23 protein-coding genes are annotated in these 21,408 nt (G+C 48.4%); 1 reads left to right on the plus strand and 22 read right to left on the minus strand.

What is annotated here, in order from left to right:
• Positions 1–24 precede the first annotated feature (24 nt).
• Genes ACN0UY_RS02985 through ftsB form a run of 7 tightly spaced genes read right to left on the minus strand, consistent with a single transcriptional unit; the run spans position 25 to position 4,507 of the window.
• Positions 25–603, minus strand: a complete 579-nt coding sequence (locus ACN0UY_RS02985; RefSeq protein ID WP_417665302.1) for a YqaA family protein — start codon at positions 601–603, stop codon at positions 25–27.
• The gene (locus ACN0UY_RS02990; protein WP_417665303.1) at positions 600–1,235 is read right to left on the minus strand and encodes a protein-L-isoaspartate(D-aspartate) O-methyltransferase; all 636 of its coding nucleotides are present in this window, start codon (positions 1,233–1,235) and stop codon (positions 600–602) included. The genes ACN0UY_RS02985 and ACN0UY_RS02990 overlap by 4 nt, the downstream gene beginning before the upstream one ends.
• A complete protein-coding gene (surE, locus tag ACN0UY_RS02995; protein ID WP_417665304.1) occupies positions 1,232–1,987 on the minus strand; it encodes a 5'/3'-nucleotidase SurE in 756 nt (251 codons plus the stop codon). The genes ACN0UY_RS02990 and surE overlap by 4 nt, the downstream gene beginning before the upstream one ends.
• A complete protein-coding gene (gene truD / locus ACN0UY_RS03000) occupies positions 1,962–3,014 on the minus strand; it encodes a tRNA pseudouridine(13) synthase TruD (protein WP_417665305.1) in 1,053 nt (350 codons plus the stop codon). Before truD ends, surE begins: the two co-directional genes overlap by 26 nt.
• The gene (gene ispF / locus ACN0UY_RS03005) at positions 3,007–3,492 is read right to left on the minus strand and encodes a 2-C-methyl-D-erythritol 2,4-cyclodiphosphate synthase (protein ID WP_417665306.1); all 486 of its coding nucleotides are present in this window, start codon (positions 3,490–3,492) and stop codon (positions 3,007–3,009) included. The genes truD and ispF overlap by 8 nt, the downstream gene beginning before the upstream one ends.
• Positions 3,483–4,211 (minus strand): 2-C-methyl-D-erythritol 4-phosphate cytidylyltransferase, encoded by a 729-nt coding sequence (ispD, locus tag ACN0UY_RS03010; RefSeq protein WP_417665307.1) that lies wholly within the window; start codon positions 4,209–4,211, stop codon positions 3,483–3,485. Before ispD ends, ispF begins: the two co-directional genes overlap by 10 nt.
• A gap of 8 nt (positions 4,212–4,219) precedes the next feature.
• Complete coding sequence (gene ftsB / locus ACN0UY_RS03015; protein ID WP_128351631.1) at positions 4,220–4,507, minus strand: cell division protein FtsB; 288 nt, start codon at positions 4,505–4,507, stop codon at positions 4,220–4,222.
• Between the two features lie 108 nt (positions 4,508–4,615).
• Between ftsB and ACN0UY_RS03020 the strand changes: the two genes are divergently transcribed.
• Entirely contained in the window at positions 4,616–5,338 is a 723-nt protein-coding gene (locus tag ACN0UY_RS03020) for a sulfite exporter TauE/SafE family protein (RefSeq protein WP_417665308.1), read from the plus strand.
• An 11-nt stretch (positions 5,339–5,349) separates the two neighbouring features.
• Here the strand turns inward: ACN0UY_RS03020 and ACN0UY_RS03025 are convergent, their stop codons facing one another.
• The 15 genes from ACN0UY_RS03025 to ACN0UY_RS03095 form a co-directional block, all read right to left on the minus strand.
• A complete protein-coding gene (locus ACN0UY_RS03025; RefSeq protein WP_417665309.1) occupies positions 5,350–5,976 on the minus strand; it encodes a hypothetical protein in 627 nt (208 codons plus the stop codon).
• An 18-nt stretch (positions 5,977–5,994) separates the two neighbouring features.
• Positions 5,995–7,293, minus strand: coding sequence for a phosphopyruvate hydratase (gene eno / locus ACN0UY_RS03030; protein WP_417665310.1), 1,299 nt, complete (start codon positions 7,291–7,293; stop codon positions 5,995–5,997).
• 34 nt (positions 7,294–7,327) lie between these two features.
• Positions 7,328–8,965 (minus strand): CTP synthase, encoded by a 1,638-nt coding sequence (locus tag ACN0UY_RS03035; protein WP_417665311.1) that lies wholly within the window; start codon positions 8,963–8,965, stop codon positions 7,328–7,330.
• 111 nt (positions 8,966–9,076) lie between these two features.
• Entirely contained in the window at positions 9,077–9,883 is an 807-nt protein-coding gene (gene mazG / locus ACN0UY_RS03040; protein WP_417665312.1) for a nucleoside triphosphate pyrophosphohydrolase, read from the minus strand.
• Positions 9,880–12,075, minus strand: a complete 2,196-nt coding sequence (gene relA / locus ACN0UY_RS03045; protein ID WP_417665313.1) for a GTP diphosphokinase — start codon at positions 12,073–12,075, stop codon at positions 9,880–9,882. Before relA ends, mazG begins: the two co-directional genes overlap by 4 nt.
• A gap of 4 nt (positions 12,076–12,079) precedes the next feature.
• On the minus strand, positions 12,080–13,402 hold the full coding sequence (gene rlmD, locus ACN0UY_RS03050) for a 23S rRNA (uracil(1939)-C(5))-methyltransferase RlmD (protein WP_417665314.1): 1,323 nt from the start codon (positions 13,400–13,402) through the stop codon (positions 12,080–12,082).
• On the minus strand, positions 13,386–14,150 hold the full coding sequence (gene pdxJ / locus ACN0UY_RS03055) for a pyridoxine 5'-phosphate synthase (RefSeq protein ID WP_417665315.1): 765 nt from the start codon (positions 14,148–14,150) through the stop codon (positions 13,386–13,388). Before pdxJ ends, rlmD begins: the two co-directional genes overlap by 17 nt.
• On the minus strand, positions 14,147–14,851 hold the full coding sequence (recO, locus tag ACN0UY_RS03060) for a DNA repair protein RecO (RefSeq protein ID WP_417665316.1): 705 nt from the start codon (positions 14,849–14,851) through the stop codon (positions 14,147–14,149). Before recO ends, pdxJ begins: the two co-directional genes overlap by 4 nt.
• On the minus strand, positions 14,852–15,760 hold the full coding sequence (gene era, locus ACN0UY_RS03065; protein WP_417665317.1) for a GTPase Era: 909 nt from the start codon (positions 15,758–15,760) through the stop codon (positions 14,852–14,854). It lies immediately after the preceding gene.
• Between the two features lie 2 nt (positions 15,761–15,762).
• Positions 15,763–16,455 (minus strand): ribonuclease III, encoded by a 693-nt coding sequence (rnc, locus tag ACN0UY_RS03070; protein ID WP_417665318.1) that lies wholly within the window; start codon positions 16,453–16,455, stop codon positions 15,763–15,765.
• A gap of 3 nt (positions 16,456–16,458) precedes the next feature.
• On the minus strand, positions 16,459–17,382 hold the full coding sequence (gene lepB / locus ACN0UY_RS03075; RefSeq protein WP_417665319.1) for a signal peptidase I: 924 nt from the start codon (positions 17,380–17,382) through the stop codon (positions 16,459–16,461).
• Positions 17,383–17,417: 35 nt separating this feature from the next.
• On the minus strand, positions 17,418–19,229 hold the full coding sequence (lepA, locus tag ACN0UY_RS03080) for a translation elongation factor 4 (protein WP_417665320.1): 1,812 nt from the start codon (positions 19,227–19,229) through the stop codon (positions 17,418–17,420).
• Positions 19,230–19,317: 88 nt separating this feature from the next.
• Positions 19,318–19,752, minus strand: a complete 435-nt coding sequence (locus tag ACN0UY_RS03085; protein ID WP_417665321.1) for a SoxR reducing system RseC family protein — start codon at positions 19,750–19,752, stop codon at positions 19,318–19,320.
• On the minus strand, positions 19,749–20,753 hold the full coding sequence (locus ACN0UY_RS03090; protein ID WP_417665322.1) for a MucB/RseB C-terminal domain-containing protein: 1,005 nt from the start codon (positions 20,751–20,753) through the stop codon (positions 19,749–19,751). Before ACN0UY_RS03090 ends, ACN0UY_RS03085 begins: the two co-directional genes overlap by 4 nt.
• Positions 20,746–21,390, minus strand: coding sequence for a sigma-E factor negative regulatory protein (locus ACN0UY_RS03095; RefSeq protein WP_417665323.1), 645 nt, complete (start codon positions 21,388–21,390; stop codon positions 20,746–20,748). Before ACN0UY_RS03095 ends, ACN0UY_RS03090 begins: the two co-directional genes overlap by 8 nt.
• Positions 21,391–21,408 lie beyond the last annotated feature (18 nt).

Genomic DNA, 21,408 nt, shown 5'->3' on the forward strand with positions numbered 1-21,408 from the left:
AGTGTGGCAACTAGAAAAAGGGAACTAGCGCGTCCACACATAAACTATGATGATCAAAACAACCATCCCCCAACCGATACGATCGATATACGTTCTCAGATGTACCGCCATTTTAGGACCACCGGTTTTTAGCAACCATGCCACCAGAAAAAAACGTAACCCGCGACTTATGACCGAGCCGAGTACAAAAGGAATAAAAGCTACCCCGAGCATACCGCCGCTAACGGTAAATAACTTGTATGGCAGCGGCGAAAACCCGGCAATAAAAATTATCCAAAACCCATAATCTTGAAACCAACTGGTGACGCGAATCAACTTGTCTTGATATCCAGCCCACTCCACCAATGGCAATACCACGGGATCAAATAAGAAGTAACCTAACCAATAACCAGCAATACCGCCTAATACCGATGCCAATGTGGTGATCAGCGCAAACCGCCAAGCTTTCTCAGGTTGCGTCATCGCCATTGGCGCTAACATAACATCAGGGGGGATGGGAAAGACAACCGACTCAGAAAAACTCAAACCGGCTAAAATGGCAGGAGCACGGCGATGTTGCGACCAACTTAAAACTTTGTCGTACAACCAGCCAAAAACTTTCATATTGGCGCTCCTGGCACCAATGGTACAAATTTCACTTCGCCCAACTCCTTTTGTTCAAACTCATCACCGAAGCGACGCACAACAATCAGGCGTTGTTTGGTGGTTCCAACTGGAATTACCATAACCCCACCATCGGTAAGTTGTTCCATAAGCGCCATCGGCATTGCGCTGGCAGCCGCTGTCACTATTATTCCGTCAAATAGCCCTTTCGACTTCCAGCCTTGCCAGCCATCACCATGGCGCATCGATACATTATGCAAATCCAGCTTTTTTAAGCGCCGTTTCGCTTGATACTGCAACTCAGCAATGCGTTCAACTGAAAATACATGGTCAACTAACTGTGCCAAAATTGCTGTCTGATAGCCACTACCTGTACCTATTTCTAACACTTTTTTACAGTGATGTTGCATTAATAATTGCGTCATCGAAGCAACCATCAATGGCTGCGAGATAGTTTGGCCCTGACCAATCGGTAACGCGGTGTTTTCGTAGGCCTTATGAGCCAATGACTCAGGCATAAATAAATGCCTTGGCGTAGAACGAATAACCTCAAGTACCGCAGTATTGGAAATACCCTCGGCACGTAGTTTATCGACAAGTTTACGTGCCATCCCCTGAAAATTCTGGATCATGTTGTTGTTTTCGTTAACCAGTTAGACAAAGTATCTTGATGACTGCGCGCCGTCATGTCCAAGCTTATTGGCGTAATTGAGACATACCCTTCGCGCACCGCATGAAAATCCGTTCCTTCTGCATCGTCCTGATGCCCGCCAATAGGGCCGTACCAAAAAATATCACGGCCAAATGGGTCTTTACTTTGTACCATGGTATCGGCGCGATGACGGCGACCCAGGCGAGTCACTTTGTAGCCTTTAATCTCATCAAAGGGCACCGCGGGCACATTTATATTCAAGATGGTATCTAATCGAAGTGGCTGATCAGCCATTCGATTTACTATATTGGCGACCACTAAGGCCGCTGTATCATAATAGCTATCGCTACGAGCCCCCATAGAAACAGCTATTGCTGGTAGCCCCATAAAGCGGCCTTCCATTGCTGCGGCAACGGTACCTGAGTACAACACATCATCACCCATGTTCGGGCCGTCGTTAATACCCGACACCACCAAGTCGACATCATCCGCCAGCGGTGAGTTGGTGCCTAAATGCACACAATCGGTTGGCGTGCCATTCAACGAATAGAAACCATTCGGCAAGCGTTGCATACGCAATGGATTATGCAGTGTCAACGAGTTACTGGCACCGCTGCAATTGCGATCAGGGGCAATAACACGCACTTGCGCGATATCTTTCAAACGCTCGTAAAGTGCCTCAATGCCGGGGGCATGCACACCATCGTCATTGCTGACTAATAACTTCATCATGAGTTTCATTACCTTGTATTAATTCACGCAGTACACTTGTCGCATAGCTACCACGTGGAAGTGCAAATTCAATTTGCGCGCTGTCGTCGCCTAACCAACTTATTTTCGGCTGTTCTAAGTGCAACAAAATTGCACGGCGAGACGCATCAACGCGCTGCTTCAATAGGCCCGCCATTAATTCGGGTTCAGCATTGCAAATATCTTGTTCAAATTGTCCAATCTCAGCGTTGGTTGACCAACGTCCACTACCAGGCATTGGCGCCGTTAACATGATATCACCACTGTTAAAGCGTTGAAGCAATGTTTCATCAACCGTTTCAACCACAAAAAATGATTGGCTACCGCGCAGCATCATGGCATCGCCCACTTCTGGCGTCATGCGGTTTGCAGCAATACGGGCGCTAACAATTCGATTAAACAATAACGAGCGCGCGGCGGAAAGGTATAAGCCGCTCTGATGGCGGCTCGGCCGACGCTTTAATTCACCAGCGAACCAGCGTTTGGCTTGCTCGATATTTTGTCCACCGTGTCCAAAACGTTGTGCGCCGAAGTAATTCGGCACACCATCACGAACAATTTCCTGCCAACGGGCATCAAATAATGGCTGGCTATCAATATCTCGAATGCGTAGAACAAATTTATTCGCGCGGTGGGTACCGGTTTTTAGTTTGCGCGGTTGCAATGCGGCATGTAACACAGAAAATTCAGGGTGTTCCAGCTGCTGCCAGTTTAATAACGCTTGGCCGGGCAATTGCACAGAAAACCACTGATAGGTTACTGCATGCCGGTCTTTCAAGCCGGAGTAGCTAACATCACGTTCTTTAACCCCAGCAAAATTCGCGATTTGGCTTGCAACGAAGGCAGTATTTGCACCTTTCTTTTCCACCCATAACCACTGGTGTTCACCCTTTTGTTCATCGGGCTCGCTGCATGGAAGTTCTAGCACTTCGGTAACTTTAAAGTCTTCCGGCGATGCTTTAAATTGCCCTTGGCATGTGGGCTGGCCATGTAAATAGGTATCAATCACGCGCAGGTACCGGCACCACGAGAACCACTGCATGACACGCAATGCCCTCTTTACGCCCAACAAATCCTAGTTTTTCCGTTGTCGTAGCTTTCACATTAATACTTCCTACTTCTGCAACCAACAATTGTGCAATGCGTGCACGCATGGTTGGAATGTAATCAGCAAGCTTAGGTGCCTGAGCAACCACTGTAATGTCGAGGTTTCCCAGCACAAACCCTTGCTGCTGCACTAATTTATAAACGTGTTGTAATAACTGGCCGCTATCGGCTCCGGCGTATTGCGCATCCGTGTCTGGGAAGTGTTGGCCAATATCACCCAAAGCAACAGCACCGAGCAGTGCATCCGCCACCGCATGCAAAATAACGTCACCATCTGAATGCGCAACCAGACCTTGCGTATAAGGTACGTGGGTACCGCCAAGCGTGAGCGGACCCTCACCACCGAATTTATGTACATCGTAGCCATGACCTATACGCATGTTGGCTCCTTAAATAACGTGGTTAAATACAAAGCAGCAAGCTGTTCATCGCCCGGCTGAGTAATTTTTATATTGGTTTGGCGCCCTTGCACCAACAGCGGATGCCCGCCAAGCAGCTCAATGGCCGAAGCCTCATCAGTGATGGAGGCGTTATCGACGCCTAACTGCTCCAAAGCCTGGCATAGCCGATCCGTACTAAACACCTGAGGTGTTAATGCGCGCCACAGATTATCCCGCGCAACACTGGTTGCAATGCTATTCGGTGGGCCAGAATCGTCTCCTCGCGCACGCTTTACAGTGTCGGCTAAAGGTAGCGCTAAGATAGCACCATCCGCATGCGCCAGTCCTGCCGTGATCACCGCACTCAGTTCGTCCAACTGCAAACAGGGCCGCGCCGCATCATGCACCACAACCGCCGCGAAGCCGTCTATTTGTGCTTGTTTGACGCCTGCTAAAACCGATGCCGCACGACTGTTCCCGCCTTGCACAAAGTGAATGTCGCAGTGGCTATTGAAGGTGAGCGACGCCATCCGTTGGTCACCCGCGGCAATGGCAATATAGACAGCCTGAACTCGGGCATCGGATGTCACTGCTGCGACACTGTGCTCAAGCACTGTTTTTCCGGCTAATTGAAGGTATTGTTTGGGTTCAGATAGCCCCATACGGCTACCCACTCCTGCAGCGGGGATAACTGCAGCAACACCAGCTACATTTTGCATAGGCTCTATTAGTTAGCTTGTTGTTTTATAGGAACTAAGCGAAAAAAAGTTTCATCTCGCTTAATCAATCCCAATTCGTTGCGTGCACGCTCTTCAAGCGCAACTTGACCGTCACGTAAGTCAGCGATATCCGCCACAAGAACTTGGTTTCTTTGTTTAAGGCGAGTGTTGGTTTCAGCTTGGCGTTGAACGTCGGACTGCAGGTGCCAATAATCCGGTAGGCTATTTTTCCCCACCCATAGACGATATTGCAGTGCGATTAACGCAACGATAAATACCAATTTTAGTAATCGCATAGCTGTCCCCACATGCTGTTGTTCGTTATTATAAATAATTGCTGCGGTTCTGCTAGTATATCGACCTTTGCCGCAAAGCCCAACGATAAATCAACGTCGCGAGTTACAATGGATTATTTCTTAATTATCTCAATTATTTTCATTGGCGCTTGCCTGCAAGGAATCACTGGCTTTGGCTCAGGGCTCATCGCTGTTCCCTTGTTAACCCTACTTCTGCCACTTAGCGTTATTACACCAACACTTTCTGTGGTGAATTTTGTAATGGCTACCTATCTTGCCTGGATGTTGCGCCACTCGCTGCATATTAAACATTGGCGCCCTTTGCTAATAAGCGGTGTGCTTGGCACCTTGTGTGGCAATTATTTATTGGCTTATTTACGCTTAGACTGGCTGCAAATGGGTATGGCAATTATGGTGATTGCAGTGGCATTACTGTTTTGGTTTGGCATTCAGTTACGCCATAAAAGTACCCCAAAACTGCAATCGGTTACAGGCATTTTAGCTGGGTTCAGTAACGGTGCTCTAACCTTGGGCGGCCCCCCCGTGGTTTTGTTTTTAACTGGAAACGGTCTTGACCGAATTGCCTTTCGCGCCACATTAACGCTTTTTTTCTGGGTTCTGGCATTAACCAACATCGTCTCGTTCACCGCGCAACAACGGTATCAGCTTGAGCATGTCCCGATTTTAATATGCTTGTTGATTGGCGCAATCTCTGGCGCATGGCTTGGTCATCGAATCAGCGATCGTTTGTCAGAACAGCTGTTTCGTAAATTGAGTTTATTGCTTGTGATCATTGCCGGCGGCGTTGCGTTTTTCAGTGCCTTTCAGTAACCACAAGGCAATTAGAATTCGACTGTTGTAGCCAGTAACACTTCTCGTAGCGTAAGGGTGCGCGGATCAATACGCCCTTTATGGCTCCATTGATGACCGCAAAACGCCGGTGCTAAGTTGGCTGCATCGGGTCGCAATAGCCACAGTTGATCGCTACCGGCCTCAAGGCATGTACCTTCGAAATTAAACCAACCGTGCATATTGCAGTGAACACGCTGTTGCGCCTTATCGATGCGATCAATTGAATCAAGCCGCACTTGTTGAATGGTTGATTGTAAATCGAAGATTGGAACGGTATCGCCTAAATGCGCCGAGCGCGACAGCCAACGTTGCAACTTACCTGCCTGGGTAGCACTAACCGTTAAGTGTTTCTTTTGCGGGGTTTGCCAACTGGCATTTTGCACATCAAGCGTATACGGGGCATCACTCTCAAGCATGCCACGCGCTGCATTTTGCACATAGTATGGAACGCTTTGTAAGCGACGTTGTAATAACGAAATTGAAATCTGCTCTTGCTGAGAAAGTTGCTTTAATTCGCGTTCATAGAGCGCAGTGCAGAGTTCTGCAAAGGCGCCAGAACCCACACCAACCGTTGTGGTTGGTGTGAGTTGCTGGAAAATATCACCCTGCTGAGTCACTGCAGTGACCTTTTGCTGTTAGCTCTGCTTCGCATTCACTTCAGCACGACCTCGATATGGCGCTTTGCCATTCAGCTCGGCTTCAATGCGCAGCAACTGGTTATATTTCGCGACCCGATCGGAGCGGCATAATGAGCCTGTTTTGATCTGTCCCGCCGCAGTACCCACAGCTAAATCAGCAATCGTTGCATCTTCAGTTTCACCTGAGCGGTGCGAAATAACAGCGGTAAAACCGGCTTCATTGGCCATCCGAATCGCCGCCAATGTTTCTGACAAGCTACCAATCTGATTAAATTTAATCAGAATTGAGTTGCCAATCCCTTCTTCAATCCCACGCTTAAGGATTTTCGTATTGGTTACAAACAAATCGTCACCGACCAGTTGTACCCGATCACCTAAACGGTCGGTCAAAACTTTCCAACCGGCCCAATCACTTTCATCCAGGCCATCTTCAATAGAGATAATCGGATACCGTTGGCACAAACCATCGAGGTATTCCGCGAAGCCCGCAGCGTCAAACGACTTGCCTTCGCCAGCTAAATGGTATTTACCGTCGCGGTAGAATTCAGATGCAGCACAGTCAAGCGCCAAGGTAACATCGTGTTCCATGCGGTAACCGGCTTTATCTACCGCCTCAACAATCACTGCTAAAGCTTCTTCGTTGCTGGCTAAATTCGGTGCAAATCCACCTTCATCACCAACTGCTGTGCTTAAACCGCGTGCTTGCAGAACCTTTTTGAGCGCATGAAATATTTCCGCGCCCATACGTAATCCTTCACGGAAGCTACTTGCACCAACCGGTTGAATCATGAACTCTTGAATGTCGACGTTATTATCCGCGTGCTCGCCACCGTTCAGAATATTCATCATCGGCAAAGGCATGCTGAACTGGCCTGGCGTGCCATTAATTTCTGCAATATGCGCATACAGCGGCATACCTTTACTGCTTGCCGCAGCCTTGGCCGCCGCCAAAGAAACTGCCAAAATTGCGTTGGCACCGAGTTTCTCTTTATTTTCAGTACCGTCAAGCTCAAGCATGATTTGGTCAACGTGGGCTTGGTCGGTCGCATCAACACCTTTTAATGCCGGTGCAATCAAGTTATGAATATTTGCGACCGCTTTTTCGACACCTTTACCAAGATAACGGCTGGCATCACCATCACGTAATTCTAAGGCTTCACGCGAACCGGTAGAGGCACCGCTTGGTGCTGCCGCACGGCCCCAATGGCCGTTTTCCAAATGCACATCGGCCTCAACCGTCGGGTTTCCGCGTGAGTCCATAATTTCTCGAGCTACAATTTTACTGATTGCTGCCATGAGTTTAAATTGCTCCTGTTAAAACACGCGGCACTTAAGCGCGACGCTTCTTCTGATAAATACCTGCAGCTTCAATAAAGCCACGGAACAATGGATGCCCATCACGAGGTGTTGAGGTGAATTCCGGGTGGAATTGCGCCGCTACAAACCAAGGATGCTTTGGAATTTCGATAATTTCAACTAAACGATTATCGTGTGACCAGCCAGAAATTTTCAGACCGGCCTTCTCCAATTGCTCAACATAATTGCCGTTCACTTCATAGCGGTGACGGTGACGCTCTTCAATCACATCTTTACCATAAAGGTCGCGTGCTTTTGTGCCTTTCACAAGGTTACATGGCTGAGCGCCTAAGCGCATGGTGCCGCCAAGATCTGAACTGCCATCGCGCAACTCTTTCTGGCCCTTGGCATCCATCCACTCTGTGATCAAACCAACCACAGGGTGCTCAGCGTTCACATCAAATTCAGTACTATTTGCCGTGGTTAAGCCAGCAACATTGCGTGCATATTCAATCAACGCAATTTGCATACCTAAGCAAATACCTAAATAAGGAATGTTATTTTCACGGGCATATTGTGCCGCCATGATTTTACCCAGAATGCCACGTTCACCGAAGCCACCAGGTACAATAATTGCGTCAACATCAGCTAACTTCGCAACCCCTTTGGTTTCGACGTCTTGCGCGTCAATATAGCGAATATTAACGGTTAAGCGGTTTTTCAACCCAGCATGGGCTAAGGCTTCGTTGACCGATTTATAAGCGTCAGGTAATTCTATGTATTTACCGACAAAGCCAATTGTCACTTCGCCGCTTGGATTGGATTCTTGGTAAAGAACTTGTTCCCACTCAGCTAAATCAGCTTGCGGACGGTCCATACGGAAACGATGAACAACCAGCTCATCAAGCCCCTGCGATTTCAAAATCGCCGGAATCTTGTAAATGCTATCAACGTCTTTTAAGCCAATAACAGCTTTCTCTTCAACGTTGGTAAATAATGCAATTTTAGAGCGTTCATTTGCCGGTAAAGCGCGATCTGAACGGCACACCAACACGTCAGGTTGAATCCCGATAGAGCGTAGCTCTTTCACTGAGTGTTGCGTAGGCTTGGTTTTAACTTCGCCCGCAGCACCCAAGAACGGCACTAAAGTTAAGTGCATAAACAAGGTACGGTCGCGCCCTACCTCGGTTGCCAATTGCCGAATTGCTTCTAAGAACGGTTGTGACTCAATATCACCCACGGTTCCGCCAATCTCAATGATTGCGATATCATAGCCTTCGCTACCATCGATAATACGGCGTTTAATTTCGTTGGTGATATGTGGAATAACCTGGATAGTTGCGCCTAAAAACTCACCACGACGTTCGCGACGAATAATATCTTCGTAGACACGGCCTGCAGTAAAGTTATTTTTCTTGGTCATACGCGTGCGAATAAAACGCTCGTAATGGCCTAAGTCCAGATCGGTTTCCGCACCATCTTCAGTCACGAAAACTTCACCGTGCTGAGTTGGGCTCATGGTACCTGGATCGACGTTAATATAAGGGTCGAGTTTTAGAATCGTGACCTGAAGGCCACGAGCTTCAAGAATTGCCGCCAGTGAAGCTGCAGCAATGCCTTTGCCCAGCGAAGATACTACACCGCCGGTGACGAAAATATAATTAGTTGTCATGCGAAACCTAAGTCGTCAGGTTAAAAGGGAATTGCTTCAAGACGGGGAAATAGTATACCCGAAGCCACCCAATCCGACAATTTAAAATCGCAGTAATCTGAATCGATTAAATTACGACGACTCAGACTTCACTGCCTGCCAATGTGCTTCAAGCTCTTCTAAACTCAAGTCTTCCGGCCGTTGCTTACTTATATTGAGGCGCTTTTCTATTGCTTGAAAGCGCTGCTTAAACTTCAGGTTGGTGCGCCGCAAGGCATGTTCCGGGTTCACTTGCGCATGTCGCGCAAGATTCACGACGGCAAATAACACATCGCCAATTTCTGCTTCAAGCGCCTGCTGATCACGCTCTTTTTGCGCAAGCTCGGCTTCTACTTCTTCAATTTCTTCGCGTATTTTCGCCAAAACCGGTGCGATTGTATCCCAGTCAAAACCAACATTAGCCGCCCGCTTTTGCAACTTCAACGCCGTTAAAATACTCGGCAGATTATCCGGAATACCGTGAAAAACACTATTTTCGCCACCTTTTTTAGCGCGTTCCTCGGCTTTAATTTGTTCCCACTGCGCTTTTATCTCTTCATCAGTTTGCGTGGTGCTGTCGCCAAAAACGTGCGGATGCCGCCGAATAAGCTTGTCTGCGGTTTGTTGCGCCACCTCATCGAAGCTAAATTGACCGGACTCTTCACTTAATTGGGCATAAAAAACCACTTGGAACAGTAAGTCGCCAAGCTCATCTTTAATATCCGCCAAATCGCCTTCAGTAATCGCCGCCGCAACCTCGTAGGCTTCTTCAATGGTATAAGGAATGAGACTGGTCATGGTTTGCTTCAGGTCCCACGGGCATCCGCCATTCGGGTCTCGAAGTCGGCGCATGACTTGCAGCAGAGCAGTCACACCAGAGAGATTATTTGTTGTTGTCATTGTGTTGTTCTTACCACGTTATGAATGCCTTTGATTTGAGTAAGTCGATTCAGCAGGCGTTGCAAGTTTTCGGTATCGGCAATAATTAAACCAACAGCCACGCGAGCTTGCCGTGTGGCCGCGTCTGAGTGCGAATCAAGCTGCGCGACATTCGCTTTTTCGTTCGCCAATACGCTAGTTATATCGTGTAAAAGTCCGTTGCGATCATCCGCTTCAATACGCAAGTTGACCCGGTAATTGCCTCGTTTCGTTTGGCTCCAACTTACCGCAAGCGCCCTTTCTGGGTGCTGCTCCAACAAGTGCGTTAGTTGCTCGCAATCGCTGCGGTGCACCGATACCCCGCGCCCTTGCGTGACAAAACCTAGAATAGAATCGCCAGGTACAGGCTGGCAGCATTTAGCAAACTGCACCAGTAAATTACCGATACCTTCTACGGTAACGTCACTTTGTTTGCCGGCTTTTGTCGCGGCCTGTTTAGGTTTGCGCGCGGTGATGCGCTCTATGCGCTCAGCCACGTTATCGTCCGCTGGCCTCAGCTGATTAACCACTTGATGCAAACGCACATCACCCGCACCAATAGCCGCCAGCAAGTCATCCAAATGCACCATATTAAACCGTTCCAGCACGCTTTCTGCTTGGCTTAATGGCACATTTAACTTACTCAATTCAGCCTCAAGCATATCTTTGCCAGCTTTAAGGTTTTTATCACGATCGAGCTTTTTAAAGTATGTAACCACTTTGCTGCGGGCGCGTGATGTTTGCAAATACCCATTAGCTGGGTTCAGCCAATCACGCCGCGGTTGTGCACTCTTCTGCGTTAAAATCTCGACCCGTTCGCCGTTTTTTAAATGGTAGGTAAACGGCACAATGTGCCCGTCAACCTTCGCGCCAACGCAACGATGGCCAACTTGAGAGTGAATGTAATAGGCAAAATCCAGCGGCGTCGCACCATTAGGTAAGTCAATCACTTCGCCTTTCGGGGTAAATACATACACCCTGTCTTCAAACACTTGCGAGCGAATTTCATCAACAAGACCATCATTACCGGCCATATCATCATGCCACGCCAACAATTTGCGCAACCAGGCTATTTTTTCTTCAAAACCAGAGCCTTTTCCGGCCGCCCCGCCTTCTTTGTACATCCAGTGTGCAGCAACACCAAGTTCAGCATCATCATGCATCGCTTGGGTGCGAATTTGAATTTCCACATACTTATCATCAGGCCCTAGCACCACGGAATGAATCGACTGGTAACCATTGGCTTTTGGCGTCGCAATATAGTCATCAAACTCTGAAGAAATATGTCGCCACATGCTATGCACCACGCCCAGTGCACCGTAGCAGTCTTTTAATGACTCAGTAATGATGCGCACGGCCCGAATATCAAACAGTTCTTCAAAACTTAAATGCTTCTTCTGCATTTTTCGCCAAATGGAATAAATGTGCTTAGGCCGCCCATAAACAGTAGCCTTCACACCCTCAGCATCGAGTGCTTTTTGTAGCCCTTGTACAAATTCCTGAATATAGCTTTCACGGTCAATTCGCCGCTCGTGCAGTTGTGCCGCAATTGCTTTGTAAGTAGAGGGGTGCAGATACCGAAAAGCAAGATCTTCCAACTCCCATTTCAATTGACCAATCCCGAGGCGGTTCGCTAGCGGAGCATAAATTTCATGGCATTCTTTGGCTGCTAATACCCGCGTCTCTTCATCCAGCGCTTTAACTTCGCGCAAAAAGCAAATGCGTTCAGCCAACTTAATTAATACCGCACGCACGTCGGTGACCATCGCCAGTAACATGCGCCGCACATTATCAATTTGAATCAAGCTTGGTTTGCCGTGCTGAAAGTGCTGCAGTGCGCTGATGGTCTGCATTTGCTGCACGGCTTCAAGTAAAATCGGTAGGCTCTTCCCGCCCCAAGCCAAAGCTTGTTCCGTATCAAATAACTGGGCTTCGAACGCTGGGCTATACAATGCGGCAATCAAGGACTCTTGATCAAGATTCAGGCCGATGAGAATCTCGACCATTTCTTCGCCTTTCAGCAATAATTGCGGTTGTTTGGCTTGTTGGCATAGCATTTTAAGGCGCTCCGCATGTTCGCGCAGTTGCTCGCGGCGTGCATCAGAGTCCAATTCTGCTAACCAGTCGCCCTGTTGATGTGGTTTATCAACGTGCGTACTTCTTACCCAAACCACCGTGTTACTCCCTTTCGAAAAGTGTGATTACCTCAATGTGATGGGTCTGCGGAAACATGTCAATGACTTGAGCGCGTTTTAGCGTATATCCATTTTGTTTTAACACATTGGCGTCACGCGCCAAGGTATCGGGCGCACAAGATACATACACAATGCGCTGCGGCTGCCGCTTGGCAACTTCGCCAATTGCGTGCGGCGCGCCGGCTCGCGCAGGGTCTAATAAAACTTTTGTGAAGGGTTGATCAATCTTACTTCCAGCCCACCCTTGCTGTGGCCAGGGCTGCTCAAGGTTAGCGCAAACCGCGTTAACCTTTACGGCGTAACGCTTGGCATTTTCCGCTAACTGTTCGACCATTGAGTGAACCCCTTCTACTGCAGTAACCTGAGCTCCTTGTTGCGCCATCGGAATGGTAAAATTACCACTGCCCGCATACAACTCGAGAATGTTGTCTTGCGGTTCTATCGCAAGCCAACTTAATGCTTGGGCAACCATTTTCTCACTCAACTGCTGGTGCGTTTGCAGAAAGTCATTCGGTTTACAATGCAACTCCGCACCAAGGGTTTGGTAACTCACCGTTGTATCGTGCGCATTCAGCGGCTTCACGCTATGCTCGGTGGCCAACCAAATGACCACACTGTATTGCTCGGCAAAAAGCTGCAACGCTTGTGTATCGGATGCATCAGGCAGCGTGTCCACACGCAGTAAAACAATAGGCTTAGGGCTTAAGTCTATCAGTTCAACATGACCTAATTGGCGTACCACGCTCAATTTTGGCAGCAGAGTACGTAATGGCCTCAGTAAATTATTGAGTGATTGGGTTAGGGTTAAACAATCATTAATTGTGACAATCTGCTTACTTTTCGCCGCACGGAAGCCCAATTTCAATTGTTGTCGCTTGCGGTCATAATGCACGGCTAACCGCGCGCGGCGGCGATAATTCCAAACATTATCTGTTAACGGTTCAAGCCATTGCTCAGGCGACAGTTGTGCAAATTTTTGCAGCATCTGCTCGACAACCTGCTGCTTATGACGACGTTGTGCATGCAACTCTAAATGCTGGAGATCACAACCGCCACAACTTGAATAATAGGTGCATGGCGGCGTTACCCGCTCAGAGCTTGCTTCGGTTATTTCAATCAGTTCGGCCTCATACTTACCACGAGGCATTAAGCTGATAATCTCACCCGGTAATGCACCACCGACGAAACGTGCACCTTTGGGTGTACGAACAACGCCACGGCCTTGATGGTCAAGCCCAACCACTACTTGTTGCTTGAGTGCTTCCGCCTTAACCTGGCGCGGTTGTGGTTTATATATCTGAGCCATGTGCCCGGGCCTGTTGCATGATCGCTTTAATATCGCGTACCGCTTGGTCTAAACCAACCAATACTGCACGGGCGATAATCGCATGCCCAATATTTAGCTCCAAAAGCTGGGGAATGGCCGCAATCGCGGCAGTGTTATGATAATGCAAACCATGCCCGGCATTCACCTGCAAACCGGCAGCCTGTGCATATTCAGCCGCGGATCTGAGTTGCGCTAACGCTTGTTGTTGTGCGCTTTCGTCGCGTTGCTCCGCATAATGCCCAGTGTGCAACTCAATAATCGGTGCGCCACAGGCAACGGCTGCATCAATTTGTCGTTTATCGGCATCAATAAATAAACTCGTAGCAATGTTACTTTCCGCCAACTGGGCCACAGCAGCGGTAATTTTGTCTTGCTGACCGGCCACGTCAAGACCGCCTTCTGTGGTTAACTCTTCACGTTTTTCTGGTACTAAACAGCAATAAGTTGGCTTAATGCGGGTTGCAATGGCGAGCATCTCAGGGGTTACCGCCATTTCAAGGTTCATTCGGGTTTGAATAGTTTGGGCAAGAATTTCCACGTCCCGATCGGTAATATGACGACGATCTTCGCGCAAATGCACGGTAATACCGTCGGCCCCAGCTTGCTCAGCAATGGCTGCTGCAGTGACCGGATCAGGGTAACTGACGCCGCGAGCATTGCGTACAGTTGCAACATGATCAATATTCACGCCAAGTAAAATGGGCGCGACTCCAGCTGAATGCGTCATGGCAGTTCCTTAAATTGAACAAAGAGTTGACGACTACGCAGGGGTTTATCCCCCAAATAAGGCTGCAAAGCAGCGCGCATAAGTCGTTTAAACAATTTTAGCAAGCGTTGATCGGACAGCTCAAATGCGCCGAGGCGTATCAAGTCTTGGCCGCTCAACTGCACCCTTGCCGATTGAGTTATGCCAGCGATAGGCATAAATCCATCTTCAGGAATAAATTGATACGCTTGAGCAGGTAAAATGGGTTGTTGTTGATTATCAATATGCCAATCAAATCCATGCCCTAAATGACACAATAACTGCCACTCAAAGCGCCGCAATATAGGTTCAACATGGTCAACTTGAGTCAATAAGCTCAGAGTATGTTGGTAGTCGTCAAATAGCCCGTCTACCGCATGATACGGTGTGGTCAGGCGTTGTATCAATTCATTCAGGTAAAAACCGCTGTATAGAGCTGTTCCGCGCAGATCAAGCGCTTTTCCACTTGCTTCGGCAGCCACCAAGGTTTGCAACTCGTGACGGCCACGACTGCTTATTTGCAGTGGCGTAAATGGCTGTAAAATACTTCGCCATGGGTTTTTAGGCCGCTTCGCGCCTTTGGCGATAACGCGATAGCGACCGTGTTCTGCGGTGAATAGCTCCACCAACAAACTGCTGTCTTGATAGGGCCAGCGATGCAAAACGAACGCCGGTTCCATCATCTATTCCTCGCCGTAGCCTAAGCTACGTAACGCCCGTTCGTCATCGGCCCAGCCAGATTTAACTTTCACCCATAATTTGAGGTGAACTTTACCGCCAACTAACGGCTCAATGTCACGACGCGCTTCGGTACCAATAGTTTTTAACTTACTGCCGCCAGCGCCAATCACCATACGTTTTTGCGTATCGCGCTCAACCAAAATCAGAGCGTGAATGTGGGTGGTGCCTGAAGGTGCCGTTTGAAATTGTTCAATCTCAACCGTGGTGCTATATGGCAGCTCATCACCGGTGAAACGCATAAGCTTTTCACGGATGATTTCAGCTGTCATAAACCGCAATGAACGGTCAGTAACATAGTCTTCAGGGTAATGGTGGGCACCCGGCTTTGCGTAGTTATGTACTAACTCTCGCAATGCCTCAACGTGTGCGCCCGTCTCTGCAGACAACGGAATAATTTCCGCAAACTTGTGTTTCTCGGATAGCTTTTGCAAGTATGGCAGCAGTTCAGCTTTATCTTTTATCTGGTCGATTTTGTTAACCACCAACACCACTGGGCGCTCGGTTTTCTTGAGCTTGGTGAGCACCATTTCATCGTCGCTGGCCCATTTGCCAGCTTCAACTACAAACAACACGACCTCTACACCACTCAGCGAGCTTGACGCTGCGCGGTTCATTAGGCGATTTATCGCACGTTTTTCGTCTTGATGTAGCCCTGGCGTGTCGACGTAAACAATTTGGCGATCGCCTTCGGTTTCAATTCCTAGAATGCGATGCCTTGTGGTTTGCGGTTTGCTTGAGGTAATACTAATTTTTTGACCAAGAATACGGTTCAGCAACGTCGATTTACCCACGTTTGGGCGCCCTACTATCGCGACAAATGCTGATTGTGAATTCTGTTCCGGTACCATCATGCTTATTTTTCCTGTTGCATAAGTTGCGCTAACGCTTCCGTTGCAGCCTGCTGCTCGGCCTTACGCCGGCTAGTTCCGGCACCTAAAATGGGCTCAGCAAGGCCTTCTACTTGGCAACTTACGGTAAATTTCTGATTGTGTGCCTGCCCTTGGGTTGCAACAACCTCATAAAGCGGTAATGCACGTTGGCGGCCCTGCAGGTATTCCTGCAAACGCGTTTTTGGGTCTTTATGTCCTGCGCCTGGTTTAATTGCTGCTAACTGGTCTGCATACCAGTTTAGCACCACCGCGCGGCAAGTCACTAAATCACTCTCGAGGTACATCGCACCTAGGAGTGCCTCAACGCCATCAGCAAGTATGGATTCGCGACGGTTCCCGCCGCTCTTCATTTCGCCTGGCCCAAGTACTAAATGTTTGCCCAGTTCAAAGCGCTGAGCAAGTTTCGCTAAACTGCGACCACAGACTAACGTGGCACGCATCCGACTCAGGTCACCTTCGTCAATTTCTGGAAATCGTTCGTAGAGCGCTTCACTGATAATAATGCCCAATACCGAGTCACCAAGAAACTCCAGGCGCTCGTTATGCTGCGCTGCCGCACTGCGATGCGTAAGTGCCTGTAACAGACGCTCACGGTCTTTAAATGTATAACCAAATGATCGTTCAAGCTGTGCAATGGGTGGTTTCGGTAAACTCACTAATTACTCCACGCTACCAAGACGATTCCAGCGAACTGCCGTTGGCACCCACTGTGGTAACCAACTGCTGGCGTCACGATTCATTTCAAAGCTCATCCAAATAAAAGTAGCGCGACCCACCAAGTTATCTTGCGGTACAAAGCCCCAGTAGCGACTGTCCTCGGAGTTGTCGCGATTATCTCCCATAAAGAAATAATGCCCTTCCGGCACAATCCATTCATCTGGAGCCGTTCCAGCTTGCTGATAGAAGTAAGCTGTACGTGGCGCAATTGTTGGGTCAATCAAAATATCATGCTCCACCGTGCCGATTTGTTCACGATAACGCACTAATGGCGTTGAACGACTAAAGTAAACTTCATCTTGCGGGCGTACATCGCGTTCAATAACTTGTAATTGCGGGCATTCTGCCGATTGTTCAACGCAAGCGGGTTCTAAATATAGCGTTTTATTGCGGTAGATAATGCGATCGCCCGGTGTGCCAATAATCCGCTTGATAAAATCAACTTGCGGGTTGCCCGGATACTTGAACACCGCAATCTCACCACGCTTTGGTGTGCCTGTTGCAAATAATTCGGTGCGAAACAGCGGATCACGAATGCTGTAGCTGTATTTTTGTACCAAGATAAAGTCGCCCGCCAGCATGGTCGGCATCATTGACGCCGACGGAATGCGAAATGGCTCATAAAAGAACGACCGAACAATGAGAATAACAAACAAAATGGGGAATACTGACTGCGCAAACTCAGCCACACGCCCCTGCGGAGCCAAACGCTCACGCGCTTCGTCATCAAGCTGTTGCTGTAAGCGTTGTTCTTCTTCCGCGATACGGGTTAGCCGTGTCGGCTTTTTGAACTTTGCGTCGTACAGCCAAACCAAGCCCGCAGCTATAGTTACCAGCGTCAATAAAATTGAATAAAAGTTTGCCATCTGAGGTTATTTCCCTAGCGCACCAAAAATATCCGTTACTTGCCAACCTTCAGCACGGCAAGAAATGCTTCTTGCGGTACTTCTACGTTACCAAGCTGCTTCATGCGTTTCTTACCTTCTTTTTGCTTCTGCAACAGCTTTTTCTTACGGCTTACGTCACCGCCATAACATTTCGCGGTCACGTTTTTACGCAGCTGCTTCACCGTAGCACGCGCAATAACGTGTGTACCAATCACTGCTTGAATCGCAATATCAAACATCTGACGTGGAATAAGTTCACGCATTTTATCAACTAAATCACGGCCTCGGCCTTGCGAGTGATCACGGTGGGTAATCATCGCTAGCGCATCCACTTTCTCACCATTTATCAAAACGTCAACACGAACCATGTCGGCCTCTTGGAAGCGCTTAAAGTTGTAATCTAACGAAGCGTAACCTCGGCTGGTTGATTTCAAACGGTCAAAAAAGTCCATCACCACTTCGGCCATCGGCAGTTCATAGGTGACTGCAACTTGATTGCCATGATAGGTCATTTTTGTCTGTACACCGCGCTTATCAACACACAAGGTAATCACATTACCTAAATATTGCTGCGGTACTAAAATATTCGCTTCCACAACCGGTTCATAGATAGTTTCAATATCATTTACAGGCGGTAAATTAGCTGGATTATCTACTTTGTGTTCTTTACCATCTTTGGTTATAACCTTATAAACCACGGTCGGTGCAGTGGTAATAAGGTCTATATCGTATTCGCGTTCCAGCCGCTCTTGGATAATTTCCATATGCAGCATGCCTAGGAACCCAACGCGGAAACCGAAGCCCAGCGCGGCCGAATTTTCTGGCTCATAAAAGAGCGAAGCATCGTTCAGTGACAACTTGGCTAACGCATCACGGAAGTTCTCATAGTCGTCTGACGAGATTGGGAACATACCTGCGTATACTTGTGGCTTCACTTTCTTAAAGCCCGGCAACGGCTCTGATGCCGGTTGTTTCGCCAACGTCAGGGTATCACCAACCGGCGCCCCCAAAATCTCTTTAATTCCGGCAATCACGAAGCCTACTTCACCGCAGCGCAAAATGCCGGTCTCCGTTGGCTTGGGCGAGAAGAAACCGACTTTGTCGATTTGGTAGGTTTGCCCTGTCGACATCACTTTCATTTTGTCGCCAGCGCGTAACACCCCATTTTTCACGCGTACCAGACTCACTACACCTTGGTAATTGTCGAACCAAGAATCAATAATCAGTGCTTGTAAAGGCGCGTCCGCTTCACCTTGCGGCGGTGGAATTTGCGTTACAATACGCTCGAGCACTTCGGTAATACCAACACCCGTTTTCGCGGAACACTGCACCGCATCGATGGCTTCAATACCAACAATGTCTTCAATTTCTTCAGCAACCCGCATTGGATCAGCTTGCGGTAAGTCAATTTTGTTCAGAACCGGAACCACTTCCAAGTTCATTTCCATCGCGGTGTAGCAATTCGCAAGCGTTTGCGCTTCAACACCTTGCGCGGCATCGACAACCAATAAAGCGCCTTCACAACCGGCTAGGCTACGCGACACTTCATAAGAAAAGTCAACGTGCCCTGGCGTATCGATAAAGTTAAGTTGATAGGTTTCACCATCTTTCGCCGTATAGTGCAGCGTCACGCTTTGTGCTTTGATGGTAATACCACGCTCGCGCTCGAGATCCATGGAATCGAGCACTTGCTCAGCCATTTCACGGTCGGTTAAGCCGCCGCAATCTTGAATTAAACGATCAGAAAGAGTCGACTTACCGTGGTCGATGTGCGCAATTACTGAAAAATTGCGTATATTTGCTTGCTTAAACGCCTTTTCTGGCATTAATGCCCCCGCAAAAACAAATGGAATAGAGAATTAACCGCTGATCATACTGATTTATGAGGCAGGGAACAAAGAATTTCGGGTGAAATTAGTCGATTTGTTGCACACGTAACAATTGAGTAACCTGCACATCACGGTGATGCAACCAACGCTTCAATGCATAGAAGCTCAATCCGAAGCCGGTAAAGGCACTGATAATCACCCACCCCTCACTTAATGTGGTCATATTGGTGAGGCCAATAGCAACAACCAACAGTGCCATCAACGGCAAGCCGTACACCATGAGCGAAAAACGCGTTAATGCTTGGTCAGGTAATAACAACTCAATCTGTTGGCCCGGTGCGAACTGTCCCGCGGGCTTACGCACGCGAAATTCTGCACGGCGATCGGAAAATGCTTTGGAGATGATACCGGCGCCGCAAGTTGATTGTTGCACACAACTACCGCACCCAGACTTGAGTTGGGTAGAAACCACCAACTCATCGTTATCTATAGCTATAATTTCTGCAACTTCGCGTATCACTGCGGATTACCTTGGCTGGCCGTAACCGTCATACTTTCGCCAATGCGCCGCAATGTCTCGGCCGGCATTTTACCAACCACGGTTACCGCAAACCCATTCACATGGGAATTCACGATGGATTCAGGCCCCTGCAATGCGAGGTTCGGAAGCGCTTGGGTACGTTGATCCGTCACGTAAATTGACACTTCGGTTAACCCATCGCTGTATAAAAAGTAATCTGTTGGCAACGGTGTATCGTGCAGCTTACGATGATGCGCGCGGCGCAGCTCGAAGCCAGCGGGTAACCATTGTGGTCGTAACGCAAACTGCAGCTCCGTTAACTGCTGCAAATCATAAAGTTTCGGTGGGCGCTGAATGTCGCTTACTTCAGTCAACTGCTCAGGCAGTACCTCCGAAAATGCAATCGAGGTAACCTGCAACTGCTCTAAAATTTCACCTTGCGGCGTCATCATTTGCAGTTTTAATAGCATCCCCGACTCGCGATCAACCCATAAGTCATAATGATAGCGGTTGTCATCGCGACTGATTAAACGCAAATATTGCGCATTACGCCCTGTCACCCGCATACCACCACTGGCAATCACTTGGTATTGCGCATTAATTTGAGTAAAAGGTTTGTAGAATGCTGGCGGAATTAAACCAAAGGTTACATCTGACTGCAGAGTATAACTGCCGCCCGCTTGTGAGTAATAGTAGGTTTGATCACCAACGCGCAAGGCCCGTGTGTCGGCGCCATTTAAATAGATGAGTAATTCAATATCGGTGTTGTGGTCGTAGCTGCCGTGCAACCAAACCAATGGCTGAATGCGCTGCCCTTGTGATTGCACTAACGTCGCTTCAAAATTGAGACTACGAAGTGCTTTCGCCATGCGGTCAAACCAAACTTGTCCGGCATTGGCTGCGCGCTCAGCACTTTCAGCGCGCTCATCGGATTGTGCTACGGCATAGAATGGAGCGATTGCTGCAAACCACAGCGCAATCGCGACAACATATTTAGTCATTCTGTTCTGGTAACTTCTCGACGGTTGAACTCTCAATTTGCTGTTGCTCTTCTTTGTCTTCTTGCAGCGATAACTGCAACTGACGTTGATGATCCAGCATGTATGAATAAAGCAACTGGCGTTGTTGCGCAACTTCAGCTGCTGAAGGCGCTTGTTGCTGTTCAATCACAGTATTGTAACTTACCGGGTTACGCCCACCAAACGGATTGGTAATCAATGCTGGTGACGTAACGTTTTGTGTTGTTTGCTGCGTGTCAACAACCACCGGTTGTTGCACCGATACAACCGCAACCAAAGCCACACTTGCGGCAATAGCAATACTGCCAGCAGGCTTCAACCAACGGCTTGCAGCGCGTGACATCGCACCTCCGCCACCTAATGACGGTTGCACCACCACGTTTTGTTCCTGCGCAATTTGCGCGGCCACTTGCGCACTGATGTCAATCTGTTGATTGGCTTGTGCGTCACCGCGCATAATATGGCCAACTAAGGCATAGCGTTGCCATGCAGCTTGTGCATACTGGTCATCCAGTAACGCTGACAAATCAGCCTCAAATGGACGTTCCGCATCAGCATCTGAATCACCAAAGTGATTATCCAGTAGTGCTGAGGCATGTTGTTTGCAACGATCAGACATATAGCTTCCTCAAATTCA

It is taken from the genome of Pseudidiomarina sp., assembly GCF_048268165.1.
In the GTDB taxonomy this organism is placed as follows: domain Bacteria; phylum Pseudomonadota; class Gammaproteobacteria; order Enterobacterales; family Alteromonadaceae; genus Pseudidiomarina.